Origin of the sequence: Burkholderia cenocepacia (assembly GCF_014211915.1) — a bacterium.
GTDB classification, from domain to species: domain Bacteria; phylum Pseudomonadota; class Gammaproteobacteria; order Burkholderiales; family Burkholderiaceae; genus Burkholderia; species Burkholderia orbicola.
Genome location: NZ_CP060039.1, coordinates 162,876 through 185,753, shown reverse-complemented (window position 1 = coordinate 185,753; position 22,878 = coordinate 162,876). Strand labels below are relative to the sequence as shown.

General features: G+C 67.7%; 25 protein-coding genes and 1 pseudogene. 21 read left to right on the top strand and 5 right to left on the bottom strand.

The features are described 5' to 3' along the window. Window positions 1-85 precede the first annotated feature (85 nt). Window positions 86-610 carry an O-acetyl-ADP-ribose deacetylase gene (locus tag SY91_RS00875; RefSeq protein ID WP_027807188.1) on the top strand — a complete coding sequence of 175 codons (525 nt, stop codon included), beginning with the start codon at window positions 86-88 and terminating at the stop codon, window positions 608-610. Between the two features lie 31 nt (window positions 611-641). Here SY91_RS00875 and trmL read toward each other — a convergent pair whose 3' ends face one another. Together trmL and SY91_RS00865 are read right to left on the bottom strand one after the other, a co-directional pair. Further along, entirely contained in the window at window positions 642-1,112 is a 471-nt protein-coding gene (gene trmL, locus SY91_RS00870) for a tRNA (uridine(34)/cytosine(34)/5-carboxymethylaminomethyluridine(34)-2'-O)-methyltransferase TrmL (RefSeq protein WP_006477726.1), read from the bottom strand. Window positions 1,113-1,211: 99 nt separating this feature from the next. Further along, window positions 1,212-2,009 (bottom strand): ComF family protein, encoded by a 798-nt coding sequence (locus SY91_RS00865; protein WP_185921008.1) that lies wholly within the window; start codon window positions 2,007-2,009, stop codon window positions 1,212-1,214. An 81-nt stretch (window positions 2,010-2,090) separates the two neighbouring features. On the opposite strand from SY91_RS00865, the gene SY91_RS00860 reads away from it, so the two are divergent. The 8 genes from SY91_RS00860 to SY91_RS00825 all read left to right on the top strand — a co-directional run bounded on the left by SY91_RS00860 (window position 2,091) and on the right by SY91_RS00825 (window position 9,172). Next, the gene (locus SY91_RS00860) at window positions 2,091-3,056 is read left to right on the top strand and encodes a methyltransferase domain-containing protein (RefSeq protein ID WP_034174379.1); all 966 of its coding nucleotides are present in this window, start codon (window positions 2,091-2,093) and stop codon (window positions 3,054-3,056) included. Between the two features lie 195 nt (window positions 3,057-3,251). Beyond that, window positions 3,252-3,776, top strand: coding sequence for a DUF2244 domain-containing protein (locus SY91_RS00855; protein WP_185921007.1), 525 nt, complete (start codon window positions 3,252-3,254; stop codon window positions 3,774-3,776). A 56-nt stretch (window positions 3,777-3,832) separates the two neighbouring features. Then, the gene (gene coxB, locus SY91_RS00850; RefSeq protein WP_006477730.1) at window positions 3,833-5,431 is read left to right on the top strand and encodes a cytochrome c oxidase subunit II; all 1,599 of its coding nucleotides are present in this window, start codon (window positions 3,833-3,835) and stop codon (window positions 5,429-5,431) included. A gap of 43 nt (window positions 5,432-5,474) precedes the next feature. Further along, complete coding sequence (gene ctaD / locus SY91_RS00845; RefSeq protein ID WP_006477731.1) at window positions 5,475-7,082, top strand: cytochrome c oxidase subunit I; 1,608 nt, start codon at window positions 5,475-5,477, stop codon at window positions 7,080-7,082. A gap of 80 nt (window positions 7,083-7,162) precedes the next feature. Beyond that, window positions 7,163-7,303: a cytochrome oxidase small assembly protein gene (locus SY91_RS00840; protein ID WP_034174380.1), complete on the top strand. Its 141-nt coding sequence runs from the start codon at window positions 7,163-7,165 to the stop codon at window positions 7,301-7,303. 35 nt (window positions 7,304-7,338) lie between these two features. Further along, window positions 7,339-7,947, top strand: a complete 609-nt coding sequence (locus SY91_RS00835; protein ID WP_006477732.1) for a cytochrome c oxidase assembly protein — start codon at window positions 7,339-7,341, stop codon at window positions 7,945-7,947. Window positions 7,948-7,963: 16 nt separating this feature from the next. Then, window positions 7,964-8,164 carry a DUF2970 domain-containing protein gene (locus SY91_RS00830; protein WP_006477733.1) on the top strand — a complete coding sequence of 67 codons (201 nt, stop codon included), beginning with the start codon at window positions 7,964-7,966 and terminating at the stop codon, window positions 8,162-8,164. Between the two features lie 150 nt (window positions 8,165-8,314). Continuing rightward, window positions 8,315-9,172, top strand: a complete 858-nt coding sequence (locus SY91_RS00825; RefSeq protein ID WP_006477734.1) for a cytochrome c oxidase subunit 3 — start codon at window positions 8,315-8,317, stop codon at window positions 9,170-9,172. A 174-nt stretch (window positions 9,173-9,346) separates the two neighbouring features. On the opposite strand, the gene SY91_RS00820 is transcribed toward SY91_RS00825, so the two are convergent. Beyond that, complete coding sequence (locus SY91_RS00820) at window positions 9,347-9,556, bottom strand: twin transmembrane helix small protein (protein ID WP_006477735.1); 210 nt, start codon at window positions 9,554-9,556, stop codon at window positions 9,347-9,349. An 84-nt stretch (window positions 9,557-9,640) separates the two neighbouring features. Here SY91_RS00820 and SY91_RS00815 point away from each other — a divergent pair, with 84 nt between their 5' ends. Genes SY91_RS00815 through SY91_RS00795 form a run of 5 tightly spaced genes read left to right on the top strand, consistent with a single transcriptional unit; the run spans window position 9,641 to window position 13,723 of the window. Beyond that, a complete protein-coding gene (locus SY91_RS00815; RefSeq protein ID WP_034174656.1) occupies window positions 9,641-10,351 on the top strand; it encodes an SURF1 family protein in 711 nt (236 codons plus the stop codon). Window positions 10,352-10,411: 60 nt separating this feature from the next. Beyond that, complete coding sequence (locus tag SY91_RS00810) at window positions 10,412-11,038, top strand: SCO family protein (RefSeq protein WP_006477737.1); 627 nt, start codon at window positions 10,412-10,414, stop codon at window positions 11,036-11,038. 25 nt (window positions 11,039-11,063) lie between these two features. After that, entirely contained in the window at window positions 11,064-12,176 is a 1,113-nt protein-coding gene (locus SY91_RS00805; RefSeq protein ID WP_105798384.1) for a COX15/CtaA family protein, read from the top strand. 8 nt (window positions 12,177-12,184) lie between these two features. After that, window positions 12,185-13,087, top strand: coding sequence for a heme o synthase (gene cyoE / locus SY91_RS00800; protein ID WP_006477738.1), 903 nt, complete (start codon window positions 12,185-12,187; stop codon window positions 13,085-13,087). 18 nt (window positions 13,088-13,105) lie between these two features. Then, window positions 13,106-13,723, top strand: a complete 618-nt coding sequence (locus SY91_RS00795) for an SCO family protein (RefSeq protein WP_050014818.1) — start codon at window positions 13,106-13,108, stop codon at window positions 13,721-13,723. Window positions 13,724-13,887: 164 nt separating this feature from the next. Here the strand turns inward: SY91_RS00795 and SY91_RS00790 are convergent, their stop codons facing one another. Further along, window positions 13,888-14,178, bottom strand: a complete 291-nt coding sequence (locus tag SY91_RS00790) for a YciI family protein (protein ID WP_006477740.1) — start codon at window positions 14,176-14,178, stop codon at window positions 13,888-13,890. Between the two features lie 227 nt (window positions 14,179-14,405). Between SY91_RS00790 and SY91_RS00785 the strand changes: the two genes are divergently transcribed. Beyond that, window positions 14,406-16,043, top strand: coding sequence for a methyl-accepting chemotaxis protein (locus tag SY91_RS00785; protein WP_124477327.1), 1,638 nt, complete (start codon window positions 14,406-14,408; stop codon window positions 16,041-16,043). 211 nt (window positions 16,044-16,254) lie between these two features. Beyond that, entirely contained in the window at window positions 16,255-17,070 is an 816-nt protein-coding gene (locus SY91_RS00780) for a MetQ/NlpA family ABC transporter substrate-binding protein (RefSeq protein ID WP_006477742.1), read from the top strand. A gap of 79 nt (window positions 17,071-17,149) precedes the next feature. Here the strand turns inward: SY91_RS00780 and SY91_RS00775 are convergent, their stop codons facing one another. Beyond that, window positions 17,150-17,458 carry a VF_A0006 family four-cysteine protein gene (locus SY91_RS00775; RefSeq protein WP_124479370.1) on the bottom strand — a complete coding sequence of 103 codons (309 nt, stop codon included), beginning with the start codon at window positions 17,456-17,458 and terminating at the stop codon, window positions 17,150-17,152. A gap of 333 nt (window positions 17,459-17,791) precedes the next feature. On the opposite strand from SY91_RS00775, the gene SY91_RS00770 reads away from it, so the two are divergent. The 5 genes and pseudogenes from SY91_RS00770 (at window position 17,792) to SY91_RS00750 (ending at window position 22,872) form a co-directional block, all read left to right on the top strand. Continuing rightward, window positions 17,792-18,757: an ABC transporter substrate-binding protein gene (locus SY91_RS00770; protein WP_124477326.1), complete on the top strand. Its 966-nt coding sequence runs from the start codon at window positions 17,792-17,794 to the stop codon at window positions 18,755-18,757. 138 nt (window positions 18,758-18,895) lie between these two features. Beyond that, window positions 18,896-19,792: an ABC transporter permease gene (locus SY91_RS00765; protein ID WP_011546267.1), complete on the top strand. Its 897-nt coding sequence runs from the start codon at window positions 18,896-18,898 to the stop codon at window positions 19,790-19,792. A gap of 1 nt (window position 19,793) precedes the next feature. After that, window positions 19,794-20,588: an ABC transporter ATP-binding protein gene (locus SY91_RS00760; protein ID WP_124477325.1), complete on the top strand. Its 795-nt coding sequence runs from the start codon at window positions 19,794-19,796 to the stop codon at window positions 20,586-20,588. 148 nt (window positions 20,589-20,736) lie between these two features. Beyond that, complete coding sequence (gene imuA / locus SY91_RS00755; protein WP_185921006.1) at window positions 20,737-21,444, top strand: translesion DNA synthesis-associated protein ImuA; 708 nt, start codon at window positions 20,737-20,739, stop codon at window positions 21,442-21,444. Then, window positions 21,377-22,872 (top strand): annotated as a pseudogene (locus tag SY91_RS00750) (Y-family DNA polymerase). The gene imuA and the pseudogene SY91_RS00750 overlap by 68 nt, the downstream one beginning before the upstream one ends. The last annotated feature ends 6 nt before the right edge of the window (window positions 22,873-22,878 follow it).

Below are 22,878 nucleotides of genomic sequence, written 5' to 3'. Positions count from 1 at the left end.
CGGGTTCGCCCGGCACGGTCGCGCCGGGCGCGCGGCGCCAAAGCGGACTACGCTTGAACGGTCTTCGGCGGTTCGCGAGGTTGTCATGCTGCAGATCCATTCCACCACGCTCGATGCGCAGGTCGTCGACATCACGACGCTCGATGTCGATGCGATCGTCAACGCCGCGAACGGTTCGCTGCTTGGCGGGGGCGGCGTCGACGGCGCGATTCACCGCGCGGCCGGCCCCGGCCTGCTCGCCGAATGCCGCACGCTCGGCGGGTGCGACACCGGCGACGCGAAGCTCACGCGCGGCCACGGGTTGCCGGCGCGCTACGTGATCCACGCGGTCGGGCCGGTCTGGTACGGCGGCGCGCGCGGCGAGGCCGAGCTGCTCGCGTCGTGCTACCGGCGCGCGATCGAGCTGGCCGAGGAGGTTGCCGCGACGTCGATCGCGTTCCCGGCGATCAGTTGCGGCGTCTACCGCTATCCGGCCGAAGCCGCCGTCGACATCGCGGTCGGCACCGTCGTCGAGATGCTCGCGCAGGCGCCGAACCTCGCACGCGTGGTGTTCGCGTGCTTTTCCCCCGACATCTACGACCTGTACCGCGCGCGGCTCGCACGAACCTGACGCCTTCGCCGCGGGCTACGCCCGGCGCGTGTCAGGCGCCGCCTTCGAAGCCGGCCTGGCGCCACGCCTCGAACACGACCACCGCGACCGTGTTCGACAGGTTCAGGCTGCGGTTGTCCGGCCGCATCGGCAGGCGCACGCGCTGCTCGTTCGGGAAGCGTTCGAGCAGCTCGGCCGGCAGGCCGCGCGTTTCCGAGCCGAACACGAACCAGTCGCCGGGCAGGAACGCATGATCGTGGAAGCGGCCCGAGCCGCGCGTCGTGAACGCGAACATCCGCGCGGGATCGGGCGTTTCGGCGGCGACGAACGCGTCCCAGTCGCGGTGCACGCGCATCTGCGCATACTCGTGATAGTCGAGGCCGGCGCGGCGCATCCGCGCGTCGTCGAGCGGAAAGCCGAGCGGCTCGATCAGGTGCAGATGCGCGCCGGTGTTCGCACACAGGCGGATCACGTTGCCGGTGTTCGGCGGAATTTCGGGGGCGACGAGGACGACGTTGAACATGTTTCGGTTTGGCTGGGGCGGCCGGAGCGGCGCAACGCGCGTGTATCCGGCTGGCCGGTTCGTGACGGCCGCATGCGGGCGGCCGGCCTCTCTATCTAATTAATCCTTGGCGGTGCGCAGCGCAACCAGATTCGTCACGCGCGCGGCGCCCGCCGCCTTCAGCGCCTGCGCGGCCGCCGCGAGCGTCGCGCCGGACGTCATCACGTCGTCGACGAGCGCGATGTGGCGGCCGGCGACGCCGCCTGCCACCGCGAAAGCCGCCATCACGTTGTCGCGTCGTGCGTGCCGGTCGAGCCGCGACTGCGGCGCGGTGTCGGCGACGCGCGTGAGCAAGGCTGCCTCCGCTGGCACGCCGAGCCGGCGCGCGAGCGGACGCGCGATCGCCCACGCCTGGTTGTAGCCGCGCGCGACGAGCCGCCGGTGCGACAGCGGCACCGGCGCGACGAGGTCGAAGCCCCCCGCGTCGCGCGTATCGTCGACCAGCCGTGCGAGCCGGGCTGCGAATTCACCACCGAGCGCGAGCCGTGCGTGAAACTTCAGGCCGCGCGCGAGCCCGTCGAGCGGCGCGCGGTAATCGGCAAGCGCGAGCGTCGCGTCGAACGGCGGCGGCGCGGTGCGGCACGTTTCGCACCGGTATGCGGCCGCGCGGGCGGTGCCGCTGCGACTGCCACCGCGTGACCGCGCGTGCCCGACACCGAGCGGCAGCGCGCAGACCTCGCAGCGCAGCTGCGCTTCATTCCAGTACGCGGCATCGCAGGCGCCGCAAATCACGGCGTGTGACAAATTGCCGCACAACGCGCAGCGATTCGGCAACATGACCGCGGCGACGCGCACGGCCAGCGTTCGAACCTGCGACAAAACGACGCGCAACGTGCGCTCGGCGGAACCGCGGACCATCGCAACACTCCTGGCACGCCGCCTCAATGAAGCTTGCGAGGCGAGCGAGTATACTTCGGGCTCTTCGCCAGTGTGCCCGACATGTCCCCAGCTTCGACTTCAACCGGCCGTCCGGCCAATGACACCAGGCGCCTGCGGCGGATCTTCGATCGCCGTGCCGCCACGTTCGATGCGGTTGCGTTCCTGCCGCGCGAGATCGCGCAGCGGATGAACGAGCGCCTCGAATACATCAAGGTGAGTCCCGCGGCCGTGCTCGATGCGGGCTGCGGCCCGGGCGACGACCTGCCGGCGCTGCGCGCGCGCTTTCCGGAAGCGCCGGTGTTCGGCGTGGACCTGTCCGGCGCGATGCTCGCGCGGGCCGGTCAGCGGGAAGTCGAGCAGACCACCTGGCGCCGCTGGCTGCCGGCGTCGCTCGGCCGGGCGCTGGGCCAGCGCGGCCCGCGCGTCGCGCAGGCCGACTTTGCCGCGCTGCCGTTCCCGGGCGGCGCGTTCGACCTGATCTGGTCGAATCTCGCGCTTCACTGGCATTCGCGTCCCGATACCGTCTTCCCCGAATGGCAGCGCGTGCTGCGCGTGAACGGGCTGCTGATGTTCAGCACGCTCGGCCCCGACACGCTGCGCGAACTGCGCGCGGCCTGCGCGGACGCCGAAGCGGCGCTCGGCATCGCCCCGCCCGCCGTGCGCGTGATCGATTTCGTCGACATGCACGACCTCGGCGACATGCTGGTCGAGAGCGGCTTCGAGATTCCCGTGATGGACCAGGAAGTGCTGACCGTCACCTACAAGTCCCCCGATTCCCTGCTGGCCGACGTGCGCCGCTGGGGCGCCTATCCGTTCGAGCGGGTGACGCCGCAACACGCGACGCGGCGCTTTCGCGTGGCGCTCGGCGACGCGCTGGACGCGCGCCGGCGCGAGGACGGCACGATTCCGCTGACGTTCGAGGTGATCTACGGCCACGCGTGGAAGGCCGTGCCGCGCACGACCGCCGAAGGGCACGGCATCGTGCGCATCGAGGACATCGGCAAGGGGCGTCCGAAGAATCGGTAAAGCGGTAAAGAGGGGTTTTGTTATGTCTGAAATTAGCGGCGCAAAGCGGGGTCGAATTGGCGGCCAAAACGGCCGGAAAGCTTGTCGCGCTTGGCTTGGCGGGCGATAGGCGCTTGCTTGTGGATGCCATTGAACCCGCCTATAATGCGTCAGCTTGTCGTCCCGGGGTCCCCGCAATACGGGGCGACGAGTCCGATGCAGGCATGCATCGCATGCCATTCGCGTGAGGCGGCGATGGAAGTAGCGAGGGTTTTGGCGGAGACGGCGGACAGCGAACCGGTCCTCGAAGACTGGCTCATGAAACGCAACTGTTCGGTGTCGCCACGCCAGTTCGTGCTGTTTTACGCGTCGCTGGCGGGCTTCTCGCTGGCGATCGCGGCGTTGCTGTTGTGGAGAGGGGTCTGGCTCGTCATGCCCTTTACCGGAATCGAGTTGCTGGCGGTGGGTGTCGCATTTGCGATCTATGCTCGCCACGCGGTCGATTACGAGCGCATCAGGCTGTTTCCGCACCGGCTCGTGATCGAGCGGATGGATGCGGAGCGGCTCACGCAGATCGAATTCAACCCGCGCTGGGTGCGGGTCGAGCCGGGTGCGACGCCACGCGATCCGATTCGGCTGGTATCGCGCGGGCAGACCGTCGTAATCGGGCAGCATCTCGCGCAGTACAAGCGTGCGCAGTTCGCCGACGAGCTGCGCGTGTCGCTCAGGCGCTGCGGCTGACGAGGCGCGGTCATTGGCCGGACGAGGCTGGTGGCTTGCGACGGGGGAGGGTTTGAATGGAAATTTTGGGTAAGGATGCTATGAAAACAATCAAGCGAGCCCTCACGGGCGTGCTGGCATGCAGCGGATTGCTCTTTGCCGGTGCGGCCCTGGCGGTCGGTGATAGCCCGGGCGGCCCCCGTGTCAACGAGATCAACTTTCAGCCGCCTGTCACGAAGATCGCCGAGGAGCTCTACGATCTCCACACGATGATGCTGATCCTGTGTACGGTGATCTTCGTCGGCGTGTTCGGCGTGATGTTCTATTCGATCTTTGCGCACCGCAAATCCAAGGGCCACAAGGCCGCCAATTTCCATGAAAGCACGACCGTCGAGATCATCTGGACGATCGTGCCGTTCGTGATCGTCGTGCTGATGGCGCTGCCGGCGACGAAGGCCGTCGTCGCGATGAAGGACACGACGAACGCCGATCTCACGATCAAGGTCACCGGTTACCAGTGGAAGTGGGGCTACGACTACGTGAAGGGCCCGGGCGAGGGCATCGGCTTCCTGTCGACGCTGACCACCCCGCGCGACGAAGTGATGGGCAAGAAGCCGATCACCGACACCTATCTGCAGGAAGTCGACAACCCGCTCGTCGTGCCGGTCAACAAGAAGATTCGCATCATCACGACCGCGAACGACGTCGTCCACTCGTGGTACGTGCCCGCGTTCGGCGTGAAGCAGGATGCGATTCCCGGCTTCGTGCGCGACACGTGGTTCAAGGCCGACAAGGTCGGCACGTTCCGCGGTTTCTGTACCGAGTTGTGCGGCAAGGAGCATGCGTACATGCCGGTCGTCGTCGAAGTCCTGTCGGACGACGACTACGCGAAGTGGGTCACCGCGCAGAAGGCGAAGCTGGCCAGCGCGGCGGTCGACCCGAACAAGGTCTACACGATGGCCGAACTCGTCGCGCACGGCGAGGAAGTCTACAAGGCGAACTGCGCGGCCTGCCACCAGGTGAACGGCAAGGGCCTCGGCGCGTTCCCGGCGATGGACGGCAGCCCGATCGTGAACGGCCCGATCGCCGCGCACGTCGAGCGCGTGCTGCACGGCAAGGGCGCGATGCCGTCGTGGGCGTCGCTGTCGGACCTCGACATCGCTTCGGTCGTCACGTACGAACGCAACTCGTGGGGCAACCACAAGAACGACCTGCTGCAGCCGAAGCAAGTGGCTGACGCACGCAACGGCAAGCTGCCGGAAGACACGGCGGGCGCGGCAACGGCAGCGGCCCCGGCAGAAGCGGCTTCGGCACCGGCGCAAGCCGCGTCGGGCGCCGAGCAGCCGGCGGCAGCGGCATCGGCCGCGCTGTCGACGATCTACTTCGAGACGGGCAAGAGCGTGCTGCCGGCCGACGCGAAGGCGGCGATCGCCGCCGCGGCCGACTATGCGAAGGCACATCCGGACGCGAAGCTCGCGCTGTCGGGCTTCACCGACAAGACGGGCTCGGCCGACGCGAACGCCGAACTGGCGAAGCATCGCGCGCAGGCCGTGCGCGATGCGCTGAAGGCAGCAGGCGTGGCGGAAGACCACATTATTCTCAAAAAGCCGGAAACGATCACGGGCGGGGCTGACGCGAAGGAAGCCCGGCGTGTCGAGATCGGCCCGGCGGCTTGACGTGTCGCTGAGTTAGTCGACGTATTCGCATTAGGAGATTCTCATGTCTAGCATCGGGCACGACGTAGCCGCGGACCACGCGCACGACGACCACGCGCACGAAGCCCCGCACGGCTGGCGTCGCTGGCTGTTCGCCACCAACCACAAGGACATCGGTACGCTGTACCTGCTGTTCTCGTTCATCATGTTCCTGTCGGGCGGCGTGATGGCGCTCGGCATCCGTGCCGAGCTGTTCGAGCCGGGCCTGCAGATCATGCGTCCGGAGTTCTTCAACGAACTCACGACGATGCACGGCCTGATCATGGTGTTCGGCGCGATCATGCCGGCGTTCGTCGGCTTCGCGAACTGGATGATTCCGCTGCAGATCGGCGCATCCGACATGGCGTTCGCGCGGATGAACAACTTCAGCTTCTGGCTGCTGCCGGTCGCGGCCGTGCTGCTGGTCGGTTCGTTCTTCGCGCCGGGCGGCGCGACGGCTGCCGGCTGGACGCTGTACGCACCGCTGTCGACGCAGATGGGCCCGGGCATGGACTTCGCGATCTTCGCGGTCCACATCATGGGCGCATCGTCGATCATGGGCGGGATCAACATCGTCGTGACGATCCTGAACATGCGCGCACCGGGCATGACGCTGATGAAGATGCCGATGTTCGCGTGGACGTGGCTGATCACCGCGTACCTGCTGATCGCCGTGATGCCGGTTCTGGCGGGCGCGATCACGATGGTGCTGTTCGATCGCCACTTCGGCACGTCGTTCTTCAACGCGGCAGGCGGCGGCGACCCGGTGATGTACCAGCACATCTTCTGGTTCTTCGGCCACCCCGAGGTGTACATCATGATTCTGCCGGCGTTCGGGATCGTGTCGCAGGTGATCCCGGCGTTCGCACGCAAGACGCTGTTCGGCTACAGCTCGATGGTGTACGCGACGGCATCGATCGCGATCCTGTCGTTCATGGTCTGGGCGCACCACATGTTCGCCACGGGCATGCCGGTCACCGGCCAGCTGTTCTTCATGTACGCGACGATGCTGATCGCGGTGCCGACGGGCGTGAAGGTGTTCAACTGGCTCGCGACGATGTGGCGCGGCTCGATGACGTTCGAAACCCCGATGCTGTTCGCGATCGGCTTCCTGTTCGTGTTCACGTTCGGCGGCCTGACGGGCCTGATGCTCGCGATGGCGCCGCTCGACATCCAGTATCACGGCACCTACTTCGTGGTCGCGCACTTCCACTACGTGCTGGTGGCCGGCTCGCTGTTCGCGCTGTTCTCGGGCTGGTACTACTGGGCGCCGAAGTGGACGGGCTGGATGTACAACGAGACGCGCGGCAAGATCCACTTCTGGGCGTCGATGATCTTCTTCAACCTGACGTTCTTCCCGATGCACTTCGTCGGTCTCGCGGGCATGCCGCGCCGCTATGCGGATTACCCGGCGCAGTTCACGGACTTCAACCAGGTGGCGACGATCGGCGCATTCGGCTTCGGCCTCGCGCAGGTGTACTTCCTGTTCGCGGTCGCGCTGCCGGCCTACCGTGGCGGCGGCGAGCTGGAAAAGGCGTCGGACAAGCCGTGGGATGGCGCGACGGGCCTCGAGTGGACGGTACCGAGCCCGGCTCCGTTCCACACGTTCGAGCAACCGCCGCACGTCGAATAAGTTTCACCGAGCGTTCCGCCGCTGCCTGCCGCGCAGGCAGGCGCGGCGGGCGCGGAACGGAAGTTTCAGCGAAGTTTCAGATGACCCGGAATCCACGAGAAAGACGAACGCCCGAGCAGATCCGCGCGGGCAACAAGCGGCTCGGCCTCACCCTGCTCGTCATCGCCGCCGTTTTTTTCGTGGGTGTCGTGATCAAGCAGTGGTGGCTGTCCACCCACTGATGCAGTAACTGACGCAGTAGCGAGGAAGTCGTCGTATGTCGAAGCCGGAAGAGGGCGCCGTGGATCGTGCGTTCAATCGTTCGATGCTGGTGAAGCTCTTCGTCGTGGCCGGGCTGATGTTCGGTTTCGGCTTCGCGCTGATCCCGATGTATCGGGCGATCTGCCAGATCACCGGCATCAACAACCTGGTGCAGCGCGATGTCAGCGAGCGCGAGGTGAAGAACTCGCAGGTCGACACCAGCCGCACGGTGTCGGTCGAGTTCGATGCGAACGCACGCGGGCCGCTCGGGTTCAAGCCGGAGCACAACAGCCTCGACGTGCATCCGGGCGAACTGACGACGATCGTGTACGACGTGACGAACGGGCAGGGCCGGCCGGTCGTCGCGCAGGCGATCCCGAGCTACGCGCCGAAGCAGGCGACGGAGTTCTTCAAGAAGATCGAGTGCTTTTGCTTCACGCAGCAGACGCTGACCGCGAACGAGTCGCGCAAGATGCCGGTGGTGTTCGTGATCGACCCGAAATTGCCGAAGGACGTGAAGACGATCACGCTGTCGTACACGTTCTTCGAGCTGAATACCCCGGCCACGCCGGCCCCGGCGCAGCGCAGTACGGCGGCGCAGGGTGCGGCGAAGCCGGACGCATGACGAAGGAGACGGGGCGATGACGGAAATCAAGCGGAGCGGAACGTTCGGTCAGGCGCTGAAAGCGGTGCTGTGGTCGTTCTTCGGGGTGCGCAAGCGGCGCGACCTGGAGGCCGACGCGACGCAGCTCAATCCGCTGCACGTGCTGATCGTCGCGTTGCTCGCGGCCGGCGTGTTCATCGGCGTGCTGATCCTGATCGTGCGTGCCGTCGTGGGTTGACCGCGTGCTGGCGGCGCGCGGCGACGAAAGAATGCAGCGCGCGGCGCCACGGCGCGGCGTGCAGGAAAGCGCGGCGGCGGTCTCGCCGCGCAAGAAATAAAGCCGGAGCGGTTTCCGGTACACAAATTGGACTGAAGTGGAGAATCAAGCATGAGCGGTCAAAACCAGACCCCGTACTATTTCGTGCCGCATCCGTCGCAGCATCCGATCAGCGCGGCCATCGGCCTGCTGGTCATGCTCGGGTCGGCCGCGCTGTGGATCAACGGTCACGACTGGGCGCCGTTTACGGCGCTGCTCGGCCTGCTGTGGTTGCTCTTCACGCTGTATCACTGGTTCGGCGACGCGATCGCCGAATCGGAAGGCGGTCATTACGGCAAGAACGTCGACAAGTCGTACCGCTGGAGCATGAGCTGGTTCATCTTCTCGGAAGTGATGTTCTTCGGCGCATTCTTCGGGGCGCTGTTCTATGCGCGTGAAATCGCGCTGCACCAGCTCGGCAGCCTCGACTACAAGCTGATCTGGCCGGACTTCTCCGCCGTGTGGCCGAACGAAGGCCCCGCCGCGCTCGCCGGTCACTTCAAGACGATGGGCCCGTGGCCGATCCCGACGCTGAACACCGCGTTCCTGCTGTCGTCGGGCGTGACGCTGACGATCTCGCACCACGCGCTGCGCGACGACCATCGCAAGAAGGCGATCGCGTGGCTGGCCGCGACGCTCGTGTTCGGTATCTGCTTCCTGTTCCTGCAGGGCTTCGAGTACTACCACGCGTACAACGAACTGAACCTGACGCTGAACTCGGGCGTGTACGGTTCGACGTTCTTCCTGCTGACCGGCTTCCACGGCTTCCACGTGTTCCTCGGCGGCACGATGCTCGCGGTGGTGCTGGTGCGGATGATCCGCGGCCACTTCAAGCCCGATCATCACTTCGCCTTCGAAGGCGCCGCGTGGTACTGGCACTTCGTCGACGTCGTCTGGCTCGGCCTGTACGTCGTCGTCTACTGGCTGTAAATGGAACGACGGCCCGCGCAGCGATGCGCGGGCCGTTTTCATTGGTGTCGTGGGCGCGGCGGCGAAGCCGCGAGCGATACCACCCTGGCGCCGCCGCGACTCAGTCAGGCGGCGCTTTTGCTTGGTGGCGCGGCCGTGCGGCTAAATGTCACAGCGGCCGGCGCGGCAACGGCATCAACGCCCGATCGGCAGGCCGGTCGAATGGATCCAGCCCATCCAGTTCGCGAACAGGATGAGCAGGAACAGCGACACCGACAGCCCGACGCGGGTGGCGAGCGACCAGACCATGCGCTTCGTATGGCCGCGGTCGTGCATCATGAAGTAGAGCGCCGAGCCCATGCTGGCAATGATGAGGACGAAGGCGATGGGAACGAGTATGTGCATGACACGAACCGGACGACGGCAATTCGAAAGGAAGAGGATAATTATCGCACTTCGCTTTCGCGCAGGTGCCGGGCGGGCCGCATGATGAAGATCCGCTGGCTGCCCGCGCTGCTGATCCTCGTCGTCGTCGCCGTCACGATCCGTCTCGGCTTCTGGCAGCGCGACCGCGCGCACCAGAAGGAAACGCTGCAGGCGAGCATCGCGCGCTACGAACGGGCGGTGCCGGTCGACATCGGCGCGCAGCCGGTGCCGCTCGCGTCGATCGAGTTTCATCGCGTGCGGGCAAAGGGCCGTTTCATGCCCGAGCAGGCGGTGTTCCTCGACAATCGGCCGTATAACGACCAGCCGGGTTTTTACGTCGTGATGCCGTTTAAACTCACGGGCGGCGGCGTCGTGCTCGTGAACCGCGGCTGGCTGCCGCGCAACATCGCCGATCGCACGGCGATCGAGCCGTTCGCGACGCCGGCGGGCGACATCGAGATCGTCGGCATCGCGCGTGCCGACGCGTCGCGCGCGTTCGAGCTCGGCGAAGGCGGGTCGGCCGCGCATCAGAAGATCCGGCAGAACCTCGACGTCGCCGCGTATGCGAAGGAAACCGGGCTGCCGCTGCAGCCGTTCGTGATCCAGCAGACGAGCGACGACGGCGACAAGCTCGTGCGCGACTGGCCCGCGGCGACGACCGGCGTCGAGCGCAATTACGGTTACATGTTTCAGTGGTGGGCGATGGCGGCGGCCGCGCTCGGCTTCGGCCTGTACGCCGCGCGGCGTGCGGCGAAGAAGTCGGCCGGCGCGTGAGCGTCATGCCAGGACGCGGCGCCGGCGCCGCGGGTTCGTTTCGAGAGGTCTGATTTGTCCATGCAATCTCCCCGTCAGGGTCCGGCCGCTGCGCCGATGTCGCCCGCGGCCCGCAAGCGCGGCCGCTGGATGCTCGTGCTGCTGGGTCTCGTGTGCGCCGCGCCGATGATCGCGTCGTACTTCACCTATTACGTGATCAAGCCGAAGGGCGGGTCGACGAACTACGGCACGCTGATCGAGCCGCAGCGCCCGATCCCGGCGGATCTGCAGGTCACCGACGAAACCGGCAAGACGGTGCCGCTGTCGTCGCTGCGCGGCGTCTGGCTGTTCGTGATGACCGACCGCAGCGCGTGCGACGACGCCTGCGCGCAGAAGCTCTATTTCATGCGCCAGATCCGCGTCACGCAGGCGGGCGAACGGCACCGGATCACGATGGTGTGGCTGCGCAGCGATGCGGGCGCGGTGCCGCAGAAGGTGCTGGACGCGTATCCGGACACGCGCCGGCTCGTCGCCGATCCGGCCGCGGTGGCCGCGTGGCTGCCGGCCGATGCCGGCACGAAGGACAGCGACCACATCTACATGGTCGACCCGAACGGCAACCTGATGATGCGTTTCCCGAAAGACCCGAATCCCAGCAAGATCAAGTCGGACGTGACGAAGCTGCTGAAGTGGTCGAGCATCGGTTAAGGCGAGAGAACGAGGCACCATTCCGATGTCGTATCTACTGCAACTCGGCCTGATCGGCTTGTGCATCGCGCTGCTGCCGCTGTCGTACGTGTGGGTGAAGGCCGACGACGACAAGTTCCGCAAGCTCGTGTGGATCACCACGTTCCTGACGCTCGACCTCGTGATGTTCGGCGGCTTCACGCGGCTGACCGACTCGGGCCTCGGCTGCCCCGACTGGCCCGGCTGCTACGGCACGTCGTCGCCGTTCATCGCGCACGCGGCGATCACGGCCGCGCACCAGGCGATGCCGACCGGGCCGGTCAGCATGACGAAGGCGTGGATCGAGATGATCCACCGCTATTTCGCGATGGCGATCGGCGTGCTGATCATCGCGCAGACGGTGATCGCATGGGCCGCGCGGCTGCGCCGCCGCCCGCTGCACGTGTCGCCGTGGTGGCCGACGAGCCTGCTGCTGCTGATCCTCGTGCAGGGCGCGTTCGGCGCATGGACGGTCACGATGAAGCTGCAACCGGTGATCGTCACGATCCACCTGCTGCTCGGCCTCACGCTGCTCGGCACGCTGGGCTGGCTCGCGGCGCGGCAGACGCCGCTGCCGTCGTATGACCCCGAGGCCGGGCGCTACCGTGCGGCCGCGCTCGCGGCGCTCGTGCTGCTGGTCGTGCAGATCGCGCTCGGCGGCTGGGTGAGCACCAACTACGCGGTGCTCGCGTGCACCGACTTCCCGACCTGCAACGGCCAGTGGATTCCGCCGATGGACTTCCAGCACGGCTTCCACCTGTGGCGCGCGCTCGGAATGACGAAGGACGGCGACGCGATCACGCAGGACGCGCTGGTCGCGATCCACTGGACGCACCGCACGTTCGCGTTCGTCGTGGTCGCGTACCTGGTCGCGTTCGCGCTGAAGATGCGCCGCTTCGACTCGCTGCGGCGGCCCGCGAACGGCGTGCTGCTGGTCGTCCTGCTGCAGTTCGTGACGGGCCTGACCAACATCGTGCTGCAGTGGCCGCTGCCCGTCGCCGTCGCGCACAACGGCGGGGCCGCGGTCCTGCTGCTGCTCGTCGTCATGTTAAACTTTCGCATCCTTTCAAGCCGCCCCGGCCGTGTCGCGCAGCCTGCGCGCGACGCCGCCCCGGCGTGACCGTCCCCATGCAAAGCACCCTCTCCCAATCGCCCGGTAGCCGCTTTTCCCAGTACATGGCGCTGACGAAGCCGCGTGTCACGCAGCTCGCGGTGTTCTGCGCGGTGATCGGCATGTTCCTCGCGACGCCGGGCATGGTGCCGTGGCATGTGCTGATCGGCGGCACCGTCGGCATCTGGCTGCTGGCCGGCGCCGCGTTCGCGATCAACTGTCTCGTCGAACAGAAGATCGACGCGATGATGCGCCGCACCGCGTGGCGTCCGTCCGCGCGCGGCGAGATCACGACGCCGCAGATCCTGCTGTTCTCGGCCGTGCTCGGCAGCGTTGGCGCATGGACGCTCTATACGTTCACGAACCCGCTGACGATGTGGCTGACGATCGCGACGTTCGTCGGCTACGCGGTGATCTACACGCTGCTGCTCAAGCCGATGACGCCGCAGAACATCGTGATCGGCGGCGCGTCGGGCGCGATGCCGCCGGCGCTCGGCTGGGCCGCCGTCACCGGCGCGGTGCCGGGCGACGCGTGGATCCTCGTGCTGATCATCTTCGTCTGGACGCCGCCGCATTTCTGGGTGCTCGCGCTGTATCGCCGCAAGGATTACGAGAACGCCGGGCTGCCGATGCTGCCCGTCACGCACGGCGAGAAGTTCACGCGGCTGCACATCCTGCTGTACACGGTGATCCTGTTCGCGGTCACGCTGATGCCGTTCATTTCCGGGATGAGCGGGGCCGTCTACCTGACGAGCGCGGTGCTGCTCGGCGCGGTGTTCCTCGCGTATGCGTGGAAGATCCATCGCGACTATTCGGACGAACTCGCCCGCAAGGCCTTCCGCTACTCGATCGTCTATCTGTCGCTGCTGTTTGCCGCGCTGCTCGTCGATCACTATGCACGCCCGCTGCTCGGCGTGTAACCGCACGGTTTGAACGCAATGCTCCCATCACGGTTCGGGCGCCGCGCGCGCCAAGGCTGGATGCTCGCGTGCGCATTCACGGCAGCGCTGCTGCTCGCCGGATGCGACAACGCGCCGAAATTCCAGAATCTCGACATCACCGGCAACACGCAGTTCGGCTCCGATTTCTCGCTGCCCGATACGACCGGCAAGGTGCGCACGCTCGCCGACTTCAAGGGTAAGGCCGTCGTGATGTTCTTCGGCTATACGCACTGCCCGGACGTGTGCCCGACGACGATGGCCGAATTGTCCGAAGCGCTGAAGCAGCTCGGCCCCGACGCCGCGAAGCGCGTGCAGGTGCTGTTCGTCACCGTCGATCCGGAACGCGACACGCCGGCGCTGCTCGGCCAGTACGTGCCCGCGTTCGATCCGTCGTTCATCGGGCTGCGGCCGGCCGACGAAGCGGCGCTGAAGAAGGTCACGAAGGATTTCCGCGTGTACTACGCGAAGGTGCCCGGCAAGACGCCCGGCAGCTACACGATGGATCACACGGCCGCGAGCTACGTGTTCGACCGCGACGGCAAGCTGCGCCTGTTCGTACGCGACGGCCAGGGCCCGGCCCCGTGGGTCCACGACCTGAAGCTGCTGGTCGACTGACCGGCAACCGCCGGGCGCCCGGCCCGGCGTTTCGCGTGACGGCCGCTTTCGCGCCGTCGCGTTTTCCCGCTCTCGTTGTCGTGCGCATGCGCTGCCCGCCGGGCGGCGCGTCGGCATGCGCGCGTATTGCGTGCGTATTGCGCACGTATTGCGCCGACGCCGCGTTACGGCAGCGCCGGCACGTTGAAGCCCGACGCGGCGCGCGTGATCCGGAACTCCGTCACGCGATAGGTGGCGAGCCCCTCGGTGACGAACGGGTCGGTTTCGAGGATCGCGTCGAGTTCGTCGCGATCGATGCGGGCCGCGAGGATCACGCCGCCTTCGCGCGGCACCTTCGGCCCCGCCGCGATAAAGATGCCCTTGTCGAACTGCGGCTGCAGGTACGCGCGGTGGCGTTCGAGCGCGTCGTCGATGCGCTCGAGCGACGCGGTGTAGTGGATGTCGATGACGTACATGGATGGCCCTGGAATGATGCCGGCGCCTTGCGCGCCGGTCAGCCGGTCTTTTTAGCACAGCGGATGCGGGCTGTCGCGCCGGCGGGCGGTGCGTTTGTCGATCTCCGGTTCGCCGTGTTCGCGTGTATTCAAGATGTAAGCCTCGTTGCCGTAAATAAAAGAGCAACCGTTTGCGCACGGCAGGCCGTTCGCGCGCCGGATGCATCGATATCGACAGAGGCACGCAGATGAGCAGAATGAGTTTGAACCGCAAGCTGTGGCTCGCGCTTGCGCTGGTATGGATCGGTCTTCTGGGCGTCGGCGCATGGAGCGCCTACGAGACGCGCGCGACGATGCTCGCCGAACGCAAGGCCGGCATCGCGAATCTCGTCGACTCGGCGGCGGGCATCGTGAAGGCCTATCACGCGCTCGCGCAGAACGGCACGCTGCCCGAGGCCGACGCGAAGCGCGACGCGCTCGCGAGCCTCGCCGCGATGCGCTACGGCGATTCGGGCTATGTGTTCGTGATGGATTCGAAGCCGGTCGTGCTGATGCATCCGACGCTGCCGAAGCTCGTCGACACGCAGGTCGGCGACTATCTCGATCCGGACGGCAAGCCGCTGTTCGTGACGATCCTGAACGCCGCGAAGGCAACCGGCAGCGGATTCGCCGAATATCGCGGGCGCTTGCCGCACAGCGAGACGGCCGTGCCGAAGATCAGCTACGTCACGCGGTTCGCGCCATGGGACTGGAACATCTCGAGCGGCGTGTTCCTGAAGGACATCGACACCGTCTACTACCGGACGCTGTTCGGCCACCTGGCCGTGGTGTTCGTGATCGGCTTCGTGATCAGCGCGGCGATGCTGGTGATCATCCGCAACGTGCGCGGCAGCCTCGGCGGCGAGCCGGACGAAGCGGCCGCGCTCGCGGCGCGCATCGCGCAGGGCGACCTCACGCTGCCGGTGCCGGTGCGCGCGGGCGACCGCACGAGCATGATGGCCGCGATGCACGACATGCAGGCGCGGCTGCAGGCGACGATCGGCGGGATTCGCCAGTCGGCCGAAGCGATCGCGTCGGCGAGCCGCCAGATCTCGGCCGGCAACGACGACCTGTCGCAGCGCACCGAGGAGCAGGCCGCGTCGCTCGAGGAAACGGCCGCGAGCATGGAGCAGCTGACCGCGACAGTGAAGCAGAACGCCGACAACGCGCGGCAGGCGAGCGGGCTCGCGAACAACGCGTCGGACATCGCGCGCACCGGCAGCGACGTCGTGAACCGCGTGATTGGCACGATGGGCGAGATCGACGACAGTTCGCGCAAGATCGCCGACATCATCGGCGTGATCGAGGGCATCGCATTCCAGACCAACATCCTCGCGCTGAACGCGGCGGTCGAGGCCGCCCGTGCGGGCGAGCAGGGACGCGGCTTCGCGGTGGTCGCGGGCGAGGTGCGTTCGCTCGCGCAGCGCAGCGCGACGGCCGCGAAGGAGATTCGCGAGCTGATCGTCGATTCGGTCGAGCGCGTGCGCAACGGCTCGACGCTGGTCGGCCAGGCCGGCACGACGATGGGCGAGATCCTGCAGGCGGTCGCGCGCGTGACCGACATCATGGGCGAGATCGCGGCCGCGTCCGAGGAGCAGGCGAGCGGCATCACGCAGGTCGGGCGCGCGGTCACGCAGATGGACCAGGTGACGCAGCAGAACGCGGCGCTGGTCGAGGAAGCCGCGGCGGCGGCCGCGTCGCTGCAGGAACAGGCCGCGCGGCTGCGCGACGCGGTCGGCGCGTTCCGGGTCGGCAATGCCGGCGGCGCGTCGCCGCGCGGGGCCGGCGCACGGGCAGCCGAGCCGGCCTTCGACAAGCAGGCGGCCGACGAGGCGGTGGCGGCGTGACGCGGTCGGTCGACGGGCCGATGCGTTGAGTGAGAAATGCAACTAACGGCCGAGTCGACACGTCGACCGCCAGCACTGCGCTGGTGCATACCCATATGAGCGGGATGTATTTCACTTCCCGCCGATCCTGTGACACCATTTGCCCCTTCCTGCGAGTCCGGGCATACCCGTATCGCGCCCCATTTCAAGTAAGCAAGCAAGCGAGAAACAGATGAAGCGTCGCAGTCTCCTGAAGGTATTTTCCGTGTTGGCCACCGGTGCCGCGCTGACGCTGTCGGCAGGCGCGCACGCCGAAGACAAGGTGATCAAGGTCGGCACGGTCGCCGGCCCGGATTCGGAAGTGTGGCAAGTCGTGCAGAAGGTCGCGAAAGAGAAGGAAGGCCTGAACGTGAAGGTCATCGAGTTCAACGACTACGTGCAGCCGAACGCGGCGCTCGATTCGGGCGACCTTGACGCGAACAGCTTCCAGCACCAGCCCTACCTCGACAGCCAGGTGAAGCAGCGCGGCTACAAGATCGTCAGCGCGGGCCTGACCTACATCTCGCCGATCGGCGTGTACTCGAAGAAGTTCAAGTCGCTGAAGGATCTGCCGCAGGGCGCGAAGCTCGCGGTGCCGAACGATCCGTCGAATGAAAACCGCGCGCTGCTGCTGCTGCAGACGCAAGGCGTGATCAAGCTGAAGGCGGGCGCCGGCACGGGCGGCAACAACGCGACGGTGCTCGACATCGCCGAGAACCCGAAGAAGCTGAAGATCTCCGAACTCGACGCCGCGCAACTGCCGCGCGTGCTGTCGGACGTCGATGCGGCCGTGATCAACACCAACTACGCGCTGGCCGCGAACCTGCAGCCGACCAAGGATGCGATCGCGCTCGAGGCGCTGACGAGCCCGTACGCGAACCTGATCGCCGTGCGCGCGAAGGACAAGGATCAGCCGTGGGTGAAGAAGCTGGTCAAGGCGTACCAGTCGCCGGAAGTGAAGGAATTCATCAAGAAGCAGTTCAAGGGCTCGATGGTCGCGTCGTTCTGAACGCCGCCCACCGGTCGGACCGCTGAACGAACAGGGCCTGCATCGCGCAGGCCCTTTTTCATTGGCGCGGCAGGTGCGCCTACATCTCGCCGCGCCGCGAGCAGATCGACATGATCTGCTGGATCGCGTAGTTGTCGCGCACGCCGGGCAGCGACTGCACGACGCACTCGTGAAAGCGCCGCTCGCGCGGCAGCAGCATCGCGTTGTTGCGGTACAGCGCGTCGCACGAGCGCTGGATCAACTGGGCCGCCGCGCCGTTGCGGCTTTCGCGTAGCGCATTGAGCATGCAGTCGTCGTATGGCGCGCTGCCGTCGGTCAGCGCGAACGCCGCGCCCGGCAGCGCCAGCGCGACGGCGGCGAACGCGACGGCTCGGATACCCCGTTTCATCTGCCCTCCGATGGAGTGGATTGGGTCGGCCGACAGCATAGCGTAAAGCCATGAGCACGGCTGACGCGTTGGCCGCCGCGCGCCGGAGCCGCCACCGGCGGGGCTTTGGACGCCTTCGCCAGACCCCGGCGAGGGTTGCGTCCGGCGCGCTGCGTGAAAGCGCGGAGTCAGGCGGTGGTCTGCGGAAATGGTATCCTCGTGCGTTCGCCGCTGCATGCTTTCCCGGAGCATGCGCGGGCCGATCGCCCGCGTTTCGTAAGCACGGGCGGCGCCCGCCCGACGGCGGCGGGAATCCATCATCCAGAACCGACACAATACGGGGGAGACATACCCATGAAGCGATTCAAGACTTTCGCGATCCGTTCGATCACGGCCGGCGTCGCCGCACTCGCGCTGGCCGGCGCTGTGCATGCACAGACCGTCAAGGTGCTGTCGATCGTCGACCATCCGGCGCTCGATGCGATCCGCGACGGCGTGCGCGCCGAATTGAAGGCGGAAGGTTACGGCGACGACAAGCTCAAGTGGGAATACCAGAGCGCGCAGGGCAACACGGGCACGGCCGCGCAGATCGCGCGCAAGTTCGTCGGCGACAAGCCCGACGTGATCGTCGCGATCGCGACGCCGGCCGCGCAGTCGGTCGTCGCCGCGACGAAGAGCGTGCCGGTCGTCTACTCTGGCGTCACCGACCCGGTCGCCGCGCAGCTCGTGAAGGGCTGGGGCCCGTCGGGCACCAACGTGACGGGCGTGTCCGACAAGCTGCCGCTCGATCGCCAGGTCGCGCTGATCAAGCGCGTCGTGCCGAATGCGAAGACGGTCGGCATGGTCTACAACCCGGGCGAGGCGAATTCGGTCGTCGTCGTGAAGGAGCTCAAGGAGATCCTCGCGAAGCAGGGGATGACGCTGAAGGAAGCGGCCGCGCCGCGTACCGTCGACATCGGCCCGGCCGCGAAGAGCCTGATCGGCAAGGTCGACGTGATCTACACGAACACCGACAACAACGTCGTGTCCGCGTACGAAGCGCTCGTGAAGGTCGCGAACGAAGCGAAGATCCCGCTCGTCGCGGGCGATACCGACAGCGTGAAGCGCGGCGGCATCGCGGCGCTCGGCATCAACTACGGCGACCTCGGCCGCCAGACGGGCAAGGTCGTCGCGCGCATCCTGAAGGGCGAGAAGCCGGGCGCGATCGCGTCGGAGACGAGCAGCAACCTCGAGCTGTTCGTCAATACGGGCGCGGCCGCGAAGCAGGGCGTCACGCTGTCGCCGGATCTCGTGAAGGAAGCGAAGACGGTCATCAAGTAAGCCGCGGCCCGACCGCCGCGCTGGCAGGCCCGATCCGGGCCTCGACGACATCGCCGGACGGGCGGCCTCTACCCGGGCCGCCCGTCCGCTTCGCCCGGCCGTACACGTCCGGCCGGGAAGCAACAGGATTTCCCCATCATGTCTCTGTTCTCGTTTCTGGGCGCACTGGAGATCGGCCTGATCTTCAGCCTCGTCGCCCTCGGGGTGCTGATCTCGTTTCGCATCCTCAACTTCCCCGACCTCACCGTCGACGGCAGCTTTCCGCTCGGCGGCGCCGTCGCCGCGACGCTGATCTCGGCCGGCCATGACCCGTTCACGTCGACCGTGATCGCGATCGTCGCGGGCGCGCTGGCCGGCTTCGTCACCGGCTGGCTGAACGTGCGCCTGAAGATCATGGATCTGCTCGCCAGTATCCTGATGATGATCGCGCTCTACTCGGTGAACCTGCGGATCATGGGCCGGCCGAACGTGCCGCTGATCACCGAGCCGACCCTCTTCACCGTGCTGCAGCCCGACTGGATGCCCGATTACGTGCTGCGCCCGGCGCTGCTCGCGATCGTCGTCGTGGTCGCGAAGCTCGGCCTCGACTGGTTCTTCTCGTCGCAGCTCGGCCTCGCGATGCGCGCGACCGGCGCGAACCCGCGGATGGCGCGTGCGCAAGGCATCGCGACCGGCCGTGCGACGCTCGCCGGGATGGCGCTGTCGAACGCGCTCGTCGCGCTCGCGGGCGCCCTGTTCGCGCAGACGCAGGGCGGCTCGGACATCTCGATGGGGATCGGCACGATCGTGATCGGGCTGGCCGCCGTGATCATCGGCGAGACGCTGCTGCCGGCGCGCCGGCTGGTGCTGACGACGCTTGCCGTCGTGCTCGGCGCGATCGTCTACCGCTTCTTCATCGCGCTCGCGCTGAACAGCGAATTCATCGGCCTGAAGGCGCAGGACCTGAACCTCGTGACGGCCGCGCTCGTCACGATCGCGCTGGTGCTGCCGGCGACGCGCAAGAAGCTGTTCGCGCGCAAGAACGGAGGGGCATGACATGCTGTCCGCACACGATCTCAAACTCACGTTCAATCCCGGCACGCCGATCGAGACGCGCGCGCTGCGCGGGCTGTCGCTCGAGATTCCCGACGGCCAGTTCGTCGCGGTGATCGGCTCGAACGGCGCCGGCAAGTCGACCTTCCTCAATGCGGTCAGCGGCGACCAGCGCGTCGATGCGGGGCGCATCGCGATCGACGGCACGGACGTCACGCGCAAGGCCGCGTGGGATCGCGCGCACCTCGTCGCGCGCGTGTTCCAGGACCCGATGGCCGGCACCTGCGAGGCGCTGACGATCGAGGAGAACATGGCGCTCGCGATGGCGCGCGGCACGAGGCGCGGTTTTCGCGCGGCGCTCGACCGGCCGTCGCGCGAGCTGTTCCGCGACAAGCTGCGGCTGCTGAACCTCGGGCTGGAAAACCGGTTGACCGACCGGATCGGGCTGCTGTCGGGCGGCCAGCGGCAGGCGGTGAGCCTGCTGATGGCGTCGCTGCGGCCGTCGCGAATCCTGCTGCTCGACGAGCACACGGCCGCGCTCGACCCGAAGACGGCCGCGTTCGTGCTGGAGCTGACCGCGCGCATCGTCGCCGAGAGCAAGCTGACGACGATGATGGTCACGCACAGCATGCGGCAGGCGCTCGACTACGGCGACCGCACGGTGATGCTGCACCAAGGGCAGGTCGTGCTCGATGTGTCGGGCGACGCGCGCAAGGGGCTCGATGTGCCGGATCTGCTGCAGATGTTCGAGAAAGTGCGCCACGAACAGCTCGACGACGACGCGTTGTTGCTCGGCTGACGGGCCTCTGACCGGCCGACGCGCCGTGACATGACGGGCGCGCCGGCTTTTCCCTGATTTCTTCCGACGAAAACCGGTTTTACACCGGTGCTGTGCGGCGCGGACGCATTGCCATATACTGTATATCCATACAGTTGTGGGTGGCGTCATGCTCGCATCCTCCATTGCTCCTGAATCCCTTCATCCGTCCCTTTGGCGTGGCTCGCAGCTCGCGCGCGGCGGTCCGCGCACGATCGACACGGGCTTCGCGCCGCTGTCGGCCGAGCTGCCGGGTGGCGGCTGGCCGGTCGGCGGCCTCGTCGAACTGCTGGCCGCGCAGCCGGGCTGCGGAGAGATGCGGCTGCTCGCGCCCGCGCTCTCCCGCAGCGTCAGCGCGCGGCGGCCGCTCGCGCTCGTCGCGCCGCCGCAGTCGCCGCATGCCACCGCGCTCGCCAGTCTCGGCGTGCCGGCCGATACGCTGCTGTGGCTGCGCGCCGGTAGCCGCACCGATGCGCTGTGGGCCGCCGAGCAGGCGCTCAAGACCGGCTGTTGCGGCGCGCTGCTGCTCTGGCAGGACGCGCGGCCCGATGCGCTGCGGCGCCTGCATCTCGCGGCCGCGCGCACGGGCGACACGCTGTTCGTGATGCTGCGTCCGCTGTCGGCCGCGCGGCAGCCGTCGCCGGCCGTGCTGCGTGTCGTGCTGTATCCGGTGCCGGGCGGCGTGTCGCTCGACATCGTCAAGCGCCGCGGGCCCGCGCGCAGCGAGCCGCTCGTGCTCGATTTGCCGTCGCCCATCGTGGAGAGCCGCTATGCGCGTCTTGCTCGGCATCCATCTGCCGCGCCTGCCGCTCGACGTGTGCGCCCCGCCGCCGTTTGACGCGGCGGCCGGCGAGGCCAGCGAGGCAGGCTGCGCGGTGCTCGAGCAGGGGGTCGTGCTGATCGCCGACGCGGCCGCGCGCCGGCAGGGCGTGCGCGCGGGCATGAAGCGCGGCGGCGTGCTCACGCTCGCGCCGGATACGCTGCTCGTCGAACGCGATCCCGCCCGCGAAGCCGATGCGCTGCGCGCGGTCGCGCTCGCGTTGCTGCGCTTCTCGCCGTGCGTCGCGCTCGACGACGAAGCCACGCTGATCGTCGACGTCGGCCCGAGCCTGCGGCTGTTCGGCGGGCTGCCGTCGCTGTGCCGCCAGGTGCGCGCGACGCTCGCGGCGCTCGGCTACGCGGCGCGCCTGTCCGCCGCGCCGACCGGGTGCGGCGCGTGGCTGCTCGCGCGTACGTCGGCGCGGGCACGCATCCGGCGCCGCGTCGCGCGCCAGGGCTCGCTCGTCCGCACGCTCGATCGGTTGCCGTGCGTGCTGCTGCCCGATGCGCGTCCGTATGCGGGCTGGTTCGACGGCCTCGGCTGCCGCACGCTCGCCGATCTGCGCCGCCTGCCGCGCGCGGGACTGCAGCGGCGCTGCGGTCCCGCGCTGCTGGCCGCGCTCGATCGGGCGTACGGCGAAGCGGTCGAGCCGCTCGCGTGGATGGCGGTGCCGCCCGTGTTCGACGTGCGGCTCGAATTGCCGGAGCGCGTCGAATACGCGGAAGCCGTGCTGTTCGCCGCGCGGCGGCTCGTCGTGCAGCTGTGCGGCTGGCTGGCCGCGCGGCAACTGTCGCTGGCCGCGATGACCTTCGATCTCGAGCACGAGCGCGGCCGTCAGGCCGTGCCGCCGACCCGCTCGAGCTCGCGTTCGCCGCCCCCGTGCGCGACGAAGCGCATTTCATGCGGCTGCTCGGCGAGCGGCTCGCGCGCGTCGAGTTGCCGGCCGCGGTGATCGCGGTGCGGCTGAAGGCCACGCGCGTCGAATCGGTCGCGCCGCCGGCCGACGATCTTTTTCCCGAGCCGGGCGGTACGCGGGAAACCCGCGAGCGGCTGTTCGAACTGCTGGTCGCGCGGCTGGGCGCGGACAACGTGCTGCGCGCGGCGCCTGTCGCGGATTACCGGCCCGAAGTAGCGAACCGTTGGCTACCGCTCGATGCGCAGGCCGGCAAGCCCGCTGCTGTTTCACCCGCCGCGCCGCCGCGTCCCGCGTGGCTGCTCGCCGAGCCGCTGCCGTTGCTGATGCGCGGCGAGCGGCCGGTATTTCATACGCCGCTCCGGATGATGTCGTCGGCCGAGCGGATCGAAGCCGGGTGGTTCGACGGGCAACTCGCTGCACGCGATTACCACGTCGCGCAGGACGAAGAGGGCGCGTGCTATTGGGTGTTCAAGGAGCGGACGAGCAGTCAGGCTGCGCCGCGCTGGTTCCTGCACGGCCTGTTCGGGTGAACGAAG